This is a genomic window from Mammaliicoccus sp. Dog046 (genome assembly GCF_034039665.1).
GTDB lineage: Bacteria > Bacillota > Bacilli > Staphylococcales > Staphylococcaceae > Mammaliicoccus.
This window is the reverse complement of sequence record NZ_CP120131.1, coordinates 2,437,531-2,449,578: the sequence shown is the minus strand read 5'-3', so window position 1 is coordinate 2,449,578 and position 12,048 is coordinate 2,437,531. Positions and strand designations below refer to the sequence as shown.

The window sequence follows — 12,048 nt, the reverse complement described above, 5'->3', positions numbered from 1 at the left end:
ATGCCTATCTTATATTTAGTAGGAACACCAATAGGTAATTTAGAAGATATTACGTATCGTGCGGTAAGAACGTTAACAGAAGTTGATTTTATATTTTGCGAAGATACACGTGTAACTGCTAAGTTGTGTCAGCATTATCAAATTGAAACACCTTTAAAATCTTATCATGAGCATAATAAGGATAAATCGGCAGAACATATTTTAGCGTTATTAGAAGAGGGTAAAGACATCGCATTAGTTTCGGATGCAGGATGTCCATGTATTAGCGATCCGGGATATGAACTTGTTAATCAAGCAAGAGAACAAGACTATCGCGTTGAAACTATTCCTGGACCGAATGCTGCAATTACAGCATTGATGACGAGTGGCTTACCATCGTATAAATTTGTATTTTTAGGATTTTTACCGAGACACGCTAAAGAAAAACATGCTGTTCTTGAAAAATGGATGTCTAGAGAATCGACATCAATGATTTATGAGTCACCATATCGCATTAAACAGACTGTACAGGCAATTGCTGAAATTGATCCTGAGCGACGAGTAGCTATTGGTAGAGAACTCACTAAAAAGTTCGAACAAGTAGAAACTGAAAGCATACAGACAATTGCACAAATGTTAGAAGAAGCACTGATACCTCAAAAAGGTGAATTTGTAGTGCTTATCGAAGGTGTTAACGAAGAAGCGACAGCAACTCATTGGTGGGAAGGTATGTCGTTGGTTAATCATGTCGATTCTTATATGCAGAAAGAAGATATGACTTCTAAAGATGCAATTAAACAAGTATCAGTTGATCGAAAGATGAAAAAAAGAGAAGTATACGAAGCGTATCATATACAAGAATAAAAAAAGGAAAGTTAAGCGCGCAGTGTCGCTTAACTTTCCTTTTATGCATTATTTATTAGTTTGATTTGTTTTGTATTTCGTTAATTAATTGTTGAGCGCCATCTTTGCTCAATACAATTTTACCACCGGCAAGTACAAAGTTATCTTCCGAAACATCGCCAGTAACTTGACAAGTCATGTTAGGTGAATATTTCTTTAAAATAATTTTATCGTCATCAGTGTAAATTTCTAATGCATCTTTCTCAGCGATATCTAATATGCGTCGTAATTCGATAGGAATTACTACACGGCCTAGTTCATCTACTTTACGTACGATTCCAGTTGATTTCATCTCTTTACCTCCGTTTAATAAAACCATAATTATCTAATTCGACATCCATTCGACAATTATATAAATAGTATACTAATATGAATGCAAGAAAATGTCAATATAACAATATATTGTAGACACTTAATTTTAGAAATAAAAAACAAAATAAATACGACTTGGCATAATAAGGTAATATTGAAAAAATCCTTTATTTTCGGTATATTAGTAAGATAAGAAATTAGGAGGAAACGCCGATGACGAAAGAGACTTTTTACATTACGACACCGATCTATTATCCGAGCGGGAATTTACACATAGGTCATGCGTATACAACGGTTGCTGGTGATGTAATTGCAAGATATAAACGATTACAAGGCTACGATGTTCATTATTTAACTGGTACTGATGAACACGGACAAAAGATACAAGAGAAAGCTAAAGAAGCAGGTTTATCTGAAATTGAATATTTAAATGGCATTATTGAAAATATACAGTCTCTATGGAAGAAGTTAGACATCTCTAATGATGACTTCATTCGTACAACTGAAGACAGACATAAATTGGTTGTCGAAAAAGTATTCGAAAGATTATTGTCACAAGGTGATATTTATTTAGGTGAGTACGAAGGATGGTATTCTATACCGGATGAAACGTATTATACTGAAACACAACTTGTTGATCCAATTTATGAAGATGGAAAAATTGTCGGAGGTAAGAGTCCGGATTCTGGTCATGATGTCGAATTGGTTAAAGAAGAAAGTTATTTCTTTAAATTAGATAAGTATTCAGATAGATTATTAGCATTCTTTGATGAAAATCCAGATTTCATTCTACCAATTTCACGTAAAAATGAAATGATTAATAACTTTATTAAACCTGGTTTAGAAGATTTAGCAATCTCTAGAACGACATTTGATTGGGGAATTAAAGTGCCTTCTAATCCTAAGCATGTTGTATATGTATGGATAGATGCATTAGTAAACTATATTTCTGCACTTGGTTACTTATCAGATGACGACGAATTATTTAAAAAATATTGGCCAGCGGATGTACATTTAATGGCTAAAGAAATTGTTCGTTTCCATTCAATTATATGGCCAATTTTATTAATGGCATTGGATTTACCATTACCAAAACGTGAATTTGCACATGGTTGGATATTGATGAAAGACGGCAAAATGAGTAAGTCTAAAGGTAATGTTGTTGATCCGAATGTATTGATTGATAAATATGGTTTAGATGCAACGAGATATTACCTAATGAGAGAGTTACCTTTTGGTGCAGATGGCGTGTTTACTCCTGAAGCTTTCGTTGAGAGAACGAACTATGATTTAGCAAATGACCTAGGTAATTTAGTGAATCGTACAATTGCGATGGTTAATAAATATTTCAATGGCGTTCTTCCTAAATATAAAGGTAAATTACATTCTGTTGATGAAGAAATAGAACAAATGGCGTTAGATACAAAAGATAAATTCTATTCATCAATGGAAAACATGCAATTTTCAGTGGCACTTGCTGAAATTTGGAAGTTAATCAGTAGAACAAATAAATATATTGATGAAACGACACCTTGGGTATTAGCAAAAGATGAAAACGAAAGAGAAATGCTAGAGAATGTAATGATTCACTTAGTTGAAAACATTAGATTTGCAGCAGTATTATTACGTCCATTCTTAACGCATGCACCGTATGAAATTTTCAGACAACTTAATTTAGAAAAAGGTCTTCTCGATACATTTGAAAGTATAGAAACGTATGGCGCGATTGATCATGAAATTAAAGTGATTGAAAAGCCAGAACCTATTTTCCCAAGGTTAGATGTTGAACAGGAAGTAGCATTCATTAAAGATTCTATGCAAGGTGGAACTGAACCAGAAGCAGAAGAAGAAGTTTCTGAAGAAAAAGAACAAGTCGTTTCTAAACCGGAAATTACGATTGATTTATTTGATAAAGTAGAAATTAAAGCAGCAACGATTACATCTGCAGATCATGTCAAAAAATCAGACAAACTACTGAAAATCAAAGTGGATTTAGGCTTTGAACAAAGACAAATTGTTTCTGGTATTGCAGAATTTTATAAACCAGAGGATATAATTGGTAAAAAAGTAGCGGTTGTAACGAATTTGAAACCGGTAAAACTACGTGGTGAATTATCAGAAGGTATGATTTTGTCAGCTGAGAAGGATGGCACACTTACTTTAGTAAGTTTACCTAATGCGATTCAAAATGGTTCTACAATTAAGTAACAGTATGGAAGGAAGATTCGTATGCTCATAGATACACATGTCCATTTAAATGCAGACCAATATGACGAAGATTTAGAAGAAGTTATAAACAGAGCGTTAGAAGAAGGTATAGATCGAATGTTTGTTGTTGGCTTTGATACTAAAACGGTTGAAAGAACAATGACATTAATAGATCAATATGACTTTATTTATGGCATTATTGGTTGGCATCCCGTTGACGCGATAGATTGTACGGAGGAACGTTTAGAATGGATTGAATCACTTTCTAAGCATCCTAAAATCATCGGTATAGGTGAAACTGGATTAGATTATCATTGGGATAAATCTCCAAAAGAAATTCAAAAAGAAGTATTCAGAAAGCAAATTGCACTAGCTAAACGTGTTCAATTGCCTATTATTATTCATAATCGTGAAGCAACACAAGATTGTGTAGATATTTTGAGGGAAGAAAATGCGAGTGAAGTTGGTGGCATTATGCATAGTTTTAGTGGTTCTAATGAAATTGCAGATGAAATACTGAAGATGAATTTTTATGTGTCTTTAGGTGGGCCTGTGACGTTTAAGAATGCTAAGCAGCCGAAAGAGGTAGCAAAACATGTACCACTAGATAGATTGCTTGTAGAAACAGATGCACCTTTCTTATCTCCTCATCCATATAGAGGAAAAAGAAATGAACCTGCACGTGTGAAATTAGTAGCTGAACAAATTGCCGAGCTTAGAGGCTTAACTTATGAAGAAATCTGTGAAGCAACTACTAAAAATGCTGAACGCTTATTTAAAATATAAAATTAGATGCCCCAAAACGACTGTTTTGGGGCATCTTTAAAGAAGGAAGATATCATGAAAATTAACGAATTTGTAGTGGTAGAGGGTCGTGATGACACAGTTAAAGTAAAAAGAGCTGTAGACTGTGATACTATTGAAACAAATGGCTCAGCAATTTCTAAAGAAATGCTCGAAGTGATTAAGCAGGCACACGAAAAACGTGGTGTCATTGTATTAACCGACCCTGATTTCCCAGGTGATAAAATTAGAAATACTATAAAACAATATGTTCCAAGCGTGAAACATGCATTTGTCCCTAGAGAAAAAGCTAAAAATAAACGAGGGAAAATTGGTGTAGAGCATGCGGCAATTGAAACAATACAAGAAGCTTTAATGAATGTAAGTTCCCCATTAGAAGCGGATATTGAAACGATCGATAAAGCTGTATTAATTGATTTAGGTTTAATCATTGGTCCTGATTCAAGGAGAAAACGAGAAAAACTATGTAGTAAATTAAATATTGGTCATTCGAACGGAAAACAATTGCTAAACAAATTAAATGCCTTCGGTTATACTGAAAAAGATGTAAAAGAAGCACTTGGATATGAAGAGGAGTGACATAATGAACGATAAAGATATTGCAACACCAATTAGGACAAGAGCATTACTAGATCAATATGGATTTAAGTTTAAGAAAAGCTTAGGTCAAAACTTTTTAATTGATACGAACATTATTCAAAAAATTATTTCAGCAAGTGATATTGATGAGCGAACGGGTGTCATTGAAGTTGGACCAGGTATGGGATCACTTACGGAACAATTAGCGCGTACAGCTAAAAAAGTATTAGCATTTGAAATAGATCAAAGATTAATACCTGTATTGGAAGACACACTTAGTCCATATGACAATGTAACGGTTGTGAACGAAGATATACTTAAAGCTAATGTACAAGAAGAAATTAATAATCATCTTCAAGACTGTGACAAAATTATGCTTGTAGCTAATTTACCTTATTATATTACAACGCCAATATTGATGAATTTACTAGAAAACCATTTACCAATAGATGGTTATGTTGTCATGATGCAAAAAGAAGTTGGAGAGCGATTAAATGCCGAAGTAGGTAGTAAAAGTTATGGCTCTTTATCAATCGCATGTCAGTATTATACTGAGACGGAAAGGGTATTAGTGGTCCCTAAGACGGTCTTCATGCCACCACCGAACGTGGATTCTATTGTTATCAAGTTAACAAAACGAACAGAACCAATTGTGGAAGTTGAAGATGAACAACTATTATTTAAACTTTCAAAGAGTGCATTTGCACAACGTAGAAAAACAATCTTAAATAATTATATCAATATATTCAAAGAAGGTAAGTTGCATAAGGAAACAATTGTCGAATGGTTAAACGAAGCAAACATTGATCCGAAGCGCCGTGGAGAGACACTAACAATACAAGAATATGCACATCTTTGTAACAATTTGAAAAAATACCCGAATTTATCTGTGTAAATATATTGACAATACATTCTCTAATTGATAAAATTTAAATTTTATTTGACAAAATCGCGGTTTCATAGTACAATTTATGTATAGCGAGGTGGGTCAATATGTCGAAAACTTTAGTGGACATCAAAAAAATATTGGATTGTCAATTAGGAAATCGTATTGTACTTAAAGCTAATGGAGGACGTAAGAAGTTAATTGAGCGCAGTGGTGTGCTTAAAGAAACGTATCCATCAGTTTTCGTGGTTGAATTAGACCAAGAGAAACATAATTTTGAGCGTGTGTCTTATACATACACTGATGTATTAACTGAGAATGTCCAAGTAACTTTTATGAACGAACTTAAAGAAGAATTTGTCGTTCAGTAATTTGAAAGATATAATAAAAAACTCTACGCGATATGACTGTGATATGGCGTAGAGTTTTTTATTGTGAAAAAAATAGACTAAAGCGCATACTTTCTAACTTTTATTTATGGTAAAATCATAATAATAAGTTTTAGAGAGGGCAAGTATATGATTTATGAAACGGCACCAGCAAAAATTAATTTAACACTGGATACATTATACAAACGTGATGATGGTTATCATGAAGTAGAAATGATTATGACTACAATAGACATAAATGATCGTTTAACATTCGAAACTCGCGAAGATGGAGAAATTGTTATTGATGTAGAGCATAACTTTGTTCCTAGTGATCACAGAAATTTAGCTTATAAAGCTGCGAAATTAATGCAAGATAAATACAATATTAAACAAGGTGTCACGATATCATTAGAAAAAAGTATTCCGATTTCTGCTGGTTTAGCAGGTGGATCAAGTGATGCGGCTGCTACATTTAGAGGATTAAACGAATTGTGGGGTATTAATGACTCACTTGAAGCTTTAAGTGAACTTGCATCAGAAATAGGATCAGATATTTCTTTCTGTATTTATGGTAAGACGGCGCTCTGCCGAGGAAGAGGCGAGCAACTTACACATCTTCCGAAGCCACCATCAGCATGGGTTGTAGTTGCTAAGCCAGATATTGGCGTATCTACACCAGAGATATATGGTGCATTAGATTTGAATGAAACAATTGAAGTACCTACGAAAGCGTGTCTGGAGGCGCTTGAAACAGGTGATTATGAAATGTTATGTCAATCGCTTGGTAATAGCTTAGAAAGCGTGACGATGCATTTATATCCAGAGGTCGAAAAATTGAAAAATACGATGCAAAATAGCGGCGTTGATGCAGCGCTTATGAGTGGCAGTGGACCGACTGTTTATGGCTTCGTACAGAAAGAAAGACAAGCAAAGCAAGTCTACAATGCTTTAATGGGTTGTTGTAATGATGTGTTCATTGCAAGACTACTGGGGTGACTTTGTAGGATGCGAATTATTATAGTATAATTGTGCTTAAAATACGTAATTGAGATTGGAGTTTTATAAATGAGATTTAAACGAAGTGAAAGAATCGTTTATATGACACAATATTTATTGAAACATCCGAACGAATTGGTGCCATTGACTTATTTTGTGAATCATTTTGGTCAAGCAAAGTCATCTATTAGTGAAGATATACAAATTATTAAAGAGACGTTCAATGGAGAAAGATTGGGCATCATCGAAACGACAGCAGGTGCTAGTGGTGGTGTCACATACCGCCCTAAAATGTACATCGAAGAAGCGAAAACACTTATTGAACAGTTGTGTGAATTGCTAAAAGAGAAAGAAAGACTTCTGCCAGGTGGCTATTTATTTATGTCGGATTTAGTTGGAAATCCTAAATTACTTAATCAAGTTGGTGAATTAATTGCCACAATGTATATGGACGAAGAACTTGATGCGGTCGTTACAATCGCAACGAAAGGGATATCATTAGCCAATGCAGTAGCAAAAGTGCTTAATTTACCAGTTGTTGTTATTAGAAAAGATAACAAAGTAACTGAAGGATCGACAGTTTCAATTAACTACGTTTCTGGATCTTCAAGAAAGATTGAAACAATGGTATTGTCGAAAAGAACATTAGCTGAATATTCGAATGTATTGATAGTGGATGATTTTATGAGAGCAGGCGGATCAATCAACGGTGTAATCAATTTGATGAATGAGTTTAAGGCTACAGTAAAAGGGGTATCAGTACTTGTAGAATCAAAAGAAGTTGAACATCGATTGATTGAAGATTATACATCTTTAGTTAGACTATCTGACGTAGACGAATACAATCAACAATTTTCAGTAGAAGAAGGCAACTGTTTAAAAAGATTTAATTAAAGGAGAGGTATTCAACATGAAAAGTATTAACTCAGCAAACGCTCCAGAAGCATTAGGACCATATTGCCATGCAGTAGTAGTAGATAATTTAGTATTTACTTCTGGTCAAATTCCATTAAATCAACAAGGTGAAATCGTATCAGAAGATGTTAAGGCACAAACGAAACAAGTTCTTGAGAACTTAAAAGTTGTGCTAGAAGATAGCGGTGCAACGTTAGATAGCGTTGTAAAATCTCTGATATTTATTAAAGATATGAATGATTTCCAAGATATCAATTCAGTTTATGGAGAATATTTTAACGAACATTTGCCTGCAAGAAGTTGTGTGGAAGTAGCACGTTTACCCAAAGATGTAAAAGTTGAGATCGAAATGATCGCAAAGATAAATAAATAAACTTACTTCAATTAATATGATGATGCTACTTTAAATAGACAAAACAGGGGGCACACAAATCATGAAGGTAACAGATGTGAGATTAAGAAAAATTCAAACAGATGGAAGAATGAAAGCATTAGTATCAATTACATTAGACGATGCTTTTGTTATTCACGATTTACGCGTGATTGAGGGCAATTCGGGGCTGTTTGTGGCTATGCCTAGCAAACGAACGCCTGATGGGGAGTTTAGAGATATTGCACATCCTATTAACTCTGAAATGAGACAAGAGATACAAGAAGCTGTAATGAAAGCATATGAAGAAACAGATGAGGTCATTATTCCAAAAGCTTCTAAAGATGAAACTCAAACAGAAGATGAAGAGACAGAGAGTGAATAAAAAACACCGAGAACGAGCTGTTCTCGGTGTTTTTTTGTAGTGATTTAATGGTTTATTGCCAAAATAGCGCTTACTTTTACATAATATTTAAATAATTTAAAATAACTCTTTCTTGATAGTTATAAATGAATTAAAATATAATAAGATTATACTGTGTATAAATGGAGGTATTTGCAATGCAAAAATTTGCAGTCATATTAGCTGCGGGTAAAGGTACAAGAATGAAATCTAAACTTTACAAAGTGTTACATCCAGTTGCTGGACAAGCAATGGTTCAACACGTCATTGACAGTGTGAAACGCGCAGGCGTTGAAACAGTAGTGACAGTTGTTGGTCACGGAGCAGAGAAAGTTCAAGAAACAATTGGTCATGCATCTCAGTTTGTACATCAAGAAGAACAATTAGGTACGGCACATGCGGTTAAAACCGCTAAAGATATATTAGAAGCGAAAAAAGGAACAACAATTGTTGTATGTGGCGATACTCCACTTATTAGTCATGAAACGATCGAATCTTTATTGGCATTTCATGAATCTGAACAATCTGTTGCTACAGTATTATCAGCACAAGTAGATAATCCTTTTGGTTACGGCAGAATTATGAGAGATGCGTCTGGGCTTGTTTCAGGAATTGTTGAACAAAAAGACGCTTCAGAAGAACAAGCGAAGATCAATGAAATTAGTTCAGGTATATTTGCATTTGATAACGAGAAGTTATTCGAAACTTTAGAAAAAGTTAAAAATGACAATGTTCAAGGTGAATATTATTTACCTGACGTGATTCGTATCTTAAATGAAGAAAATGAAAAAGTATCTGCATTCATTACAGAAGATGTTGATGGCATCATGGGTGTGAATGATAGAGTTCAATTAGCGCAAGCTGAGCAGAAGATGAAAGAACGCATTAATTTACAACATATGATTAATGGTGTAACGATTATCGATCCGGCGACTACATATATTGGTAAGGACGTTGTCATCGGTGAAGATACAGTTGTTGAGCCAGGTACAAGACTTTCAGGCAAAACAATTATTGGTAAAAATGTTATTATAGGAATGAATTCTGATATCAAAAATAGTACAATTGAAGATGATGCTACAATTAAACAATCTGTGATAACAGATTCAATTGTAGGGCAATCCTCAACAGTTGGACCTTTTGCACAATTAAGACCAGGAACAGAACTGGGTAGCGAAACTAAGATTGGAAACTTTGTAGAAGTTAAAAAGTCTGTCTTAAAAGATGGTGCTAAAGTATCTCATTTAAGCTACATTGGAGATGCGGAAGTAGGCGCTAGAACGAATATTGGGTGTGGTTCAATAACTGTGAACTATGATGGAATCAATAAATTCCGTACAATAATAGGAGATGATGCATTTATTGGCTGTAATTCAAATTTAGTTGCACCAGTAGAAGTTGGTAATGGCGCATTTATAGCTGCAGGTTCAACAATTACAGATAATGTACCTGACGAAAGCTTAGCACTTGGACGTGCAAGACAAACAACGAAACAAGGATACTACAAAACGAAATAAAAGGAGCCGTCAAATAATGAGTCAAAATGATATCGGAGGAATAGAAATGTTGAATACTGAATATAAGAATTCTTCATTGAAAATATTTTCGCTAGAAGGAAATCAACCTTTAGCACAAGAAGTTGCCAATTTAGTGGGTATTCCATTAGGAAAGTCTACTGTAAAGCGATTTGCAGATGGTGAAGTTCAAATCAATATTGAAGAAAGTATCCGTGGTTGTGACGTATTTATTATTCAACCAACATCAAACCCAGTGAATGAACACTTGATGGAATTATTAATTATGATTGATGCTTGTAAACGTGCATCAGCAGCAAATATTAATATTGTTATGCCTTACTACGGTTATGCACGTCAAGATCGTAAAGCGAGAAGCCGTGAACCTATCACAGCTAAATTAGTAGCAAATATTATTGAAAAAGCTGGCGCAAGTAGAATGATTGCTTTAGACTTACATGCTCCTCAAATCCAAGGTTTCTTTGATATACCAATTGATCATTTAATGGGTGTTCCGATTCTATCTAATTATTTCTTGGAAAAAGGATTAGACCCTGAATCTACTGTAGTTGTATCACCTGACCACGGTGGTGTAACAAGAGCACGTAAAATGGCAGACCGTTTAAAAACACCAATAGCAATTATTGATAAACGACGTCCGAAACCAAATGTTGCAGAAGTAATGAACATTGTTGGTGATATTGATGGTAAGACGGCTATCATTATTGATGATATTATCGATACAGCTGGTACGATTACATTAGCAGCAGACGCACTTGTTAAAAAAGGTGCTAAAGAAGTTTATGCTTGTTGTACACACCCAGTATTGTCAGGACCTGCTAAAGAAAGAATTGAAAATTCACAAATTAAAGAATTAGTAGTAACGAATTCTATTCAATTACCAGAAGATAGAAAACCAACTAATGTGAAAGAATTATCAGTTGCTGGATTATTAGCTCAATCTATTGTTCGTGTATATGAACAAGAATCAGTTAGTGTGCTATTTGATTAATTTGGAATATTCGTGTATAATAACAAACGGTTCATTTTTGTGAACTAAATAACCACTTACAAGCAGCAACTATTGTTGATGGGTAAGTGTAGGAGCGCATAAAGCGCAAGTATGAAAGGTGGAAAAGATAATGACTTCATTAAAGTCAGTTATCCGTCAAGGTAAACAAACACGTTCTAGTTTACGTAAATTAAGAGCAACAGGTATGATTCCAGCAGTCGTATATGGTTACGGTGCTAAAAACACATCAGTTAAAGTAGATGAAGTTGAATTCATCAAAACAATTCGTGAAGTTGGACGTAACGGCGTTATCGATTTAGGCGTAGGTTCTAAATCAATCAAAGTTATGGTTTCAGATTATCAATATGATTCTCTTAAAAACCAAATCACTCACGTTGACTTCTTAGCAATCAACATGAAAGAAGAATTAACTGTTGATGTACCTGTAGTATTAGTAGGTGAAGCAGTTGGTGCTTCAGAAGGTGGCGTTGTTCAACAACCACTATTCGACTTACAAGTAACAACTACTCCAGATGCAATTCCTGAAAATATCGAAGTTGATATTACAGAATTAGCTATTGGTGATAGCTACTTAGTAGGCGACTTAGATGCAACTGATAAATACTCTATCGAAAATGATAAAGAAGAAGCAGTTGTAACAGTTGTTCCTCCAACAGAAGAACCTGCTGAAGACGCTGAAGAAACTGCTGCTGAAGAAGCTGATGCAGTATCAGCTGAAGAAGCAGAAAAAGAAGCGGACAAAGAAGAAGAATAATCTTTTAAAGTTTCCAAAGGT

General features: G+C 34.5%; 14 protein-coding genes. 13 read left to right on the top strand and 1 reads right to left on the bottom strand.

What is annotated here, in order from left to right; genetic code table 11:
* On the top strand, window positions 1–843 hold the full coding sequence (gene rsmI / locus P3U32_RS12175; RefSeq protein WP_323703429.1) for a 16S rRNA (cytidine(1402)-2'-O)-methyltransferase: 843 nt from the start codon (window positions 1–3) through the stop codon (window positions 841–843).
* 55 nt (window positions 844–898) lie between these two features.
* On the opposite strand, the gene P3U32_RS12170 is transcribed toward rsmI, so the two are convergent.
* Window positions 899–1,174, bottom strand: a complete 276-nt coding sequence (locus tag P3U32_RS12170; RefSeq protein ID WP_323703428.1) for a transition state genes transcriptional regulator AbrB — start codon at window positions 1,172–1,174, stop codon at window positions 899–901.
* Between the two features lie 233 nt (window positions 1,175–1,407).
* Here P3U32_RS12170 and metG point away from each other — a divergent pair, with 233 nt between their 5' ends.
* The 12 genes from metG to P3U32_RS12110 all read left to right on the top strand — a co-directional run bounded on the left by metG (window position 1,408) and on the right by P3U32_RS12110 (window position 12,027).
* On the top strand, window positions 1,408–3,402 hold the full coding sequence (gene metG, locus P3U32_RS12165) for a methionine--tRNA ligase (RefSeq protein ID WP_323703427.1): 1,995 nt from the start codon (window positions 1,408–1,410) through the stop codon (window positions 3,400–3,402).
* Between the two features lie 21 nt (window positions 3,403–3,423).
* Window positions 3,424–4,188, top strand: coding sequence for a TatD family hydrolase (locus P3U32_RS12160; protein WP_323703426.1), 765 nt, complete (start codon window positions 3,424–3,426; stop codon window positions 4,186–4,188).
* Between the two features lie 54 nt (window positions 4,189–4,242).
* Window positions 4,243–4,785 (top strand): ribonuclease M5, encoded by a 543-nt coding sequence (rnmV, locus tag P3U32_RS12155; protein WP_323703425.1) that lies wholly within the window; start codon window positions 4,243–4,245, stop codon window positions 4,783–4,785.
* Window position 4,786: 1 nt separating this feature from the next.
* On the top strand, window positions 4,787–5,680 hold the full coding sequence (gene rsmA, locus P3U32_RS12150; RefSeq protein WP_323704893.1) for a 16S rRNA (adenine(1518)-N(6)/adenine(1519)-N(6))-dimethyltransferase RsmA: 894 nt from the start codon (window positions 4,787–4,789) through the stop codon (window positions 5,678–5,680).
* Between the two features lie 98 nt (window positions 5,681–5,778).
* Window positions 5,779–6,042: a biofilm formation stimulator Veg gene (gene veg / locus P3U32_RS12145; RefSeq protein ID WP_323703424.1), complete on the top strand. Its 264-nt coding sequence runs from the start codon at window positions 5,779–5,781 to the stop codon at window positions 6,040–6,042.
* A 147-nt stretch (window positions 6,043–6,189) separates the two neighbouring features.
* A complete protein-coding gene (gene ispE / locus P3U32_RS12140) occupies window positions 6,190–7,038 on the top strand; it encodes a 4-(cytidine 5'-diphospho)-2-C-methyl-D-erythritol kinase (protein WP_323703423.1) in 849 nt (282 codons plus the stop codon).
* 69 nt (window positions 7,039–7,107) lie between these two features.
* On the top strand, window positions 7,108–7,932 hold the full coding sequence (gene purR, locus P3U32_RS12135; RefSeq protein WP_323703422.1) for a pur operon repressor: 825 nt from the start codon (window positions 7,108–7,110) through the stop codon (window positions 7,930–7,932).
* Window positions 7,933–7,948: 16 nt separating this feature from the next.
* Entirely contained in the window at window positions 7,949–8,326 is a 378-nt protein-coding gene (locus P3U32_RS12130) for a RidA family protein (RefSeq protein ID WP_323703421.1), read from the top strand.
* A gap of 61 nt (window positions 8,327–8,387) precedes the next feature.
* On the top strand, window positions 8,388–8,708 hold the full coding sequence (spoVG, locus tag P3U32_RS12125; protein WP_323703420.1) for a septation regulator SpoVG: 321 nt from the start codon (window positions 8,388–8,390) through the stop codon (window positions 8,706–8,708).
* Window positions 8,709–8,884: 176 nt separating this feature from the next.
* Window positions 8,885–10,243 (top strand): bifunctional UDP-N-acetylglucosamine diphosphorylase/glucosamine-1-phosphate N-acetyltransferase GlmU, encoded by a 1,359-nt coding sequence (gene glmU / locus P3U32_RS12120; RefSeq protein WP_323703419.1) that lies wholly within the window; start codon window positions 8,885–8,887, stop codon window positions 10,241–10,243.
* A 46-nt stretch (window positions 10,244–10,289) separates the two neighbouring features.
* Window positions 10,290–11,252, top strand: a complete 963-nt coding sequence (locus P3U32_RS12115; protein WP_323704892.1) for a ribose-phosphate diphosphokinase — start codon at window positions 10,290–10,292, stop codon at window positions 11,250–11,252.
* 130 nt (window positions 11,253–11,382) lie between these two features.
* On the top strand, window positions 11,383–12,027 hold the full coding sequence (locus P3U32_RS12110) for a 50S ribosomal protein L25/general stress protein Ctc (RefSeq protein WP_323703418.1): 645 nt from the start codon (window positions 11,383–11,385) through the stop codon (window positions 12,025–12,027).
* Window positions 12,028–12,048 lie beyond the last annotated feature (21 nt).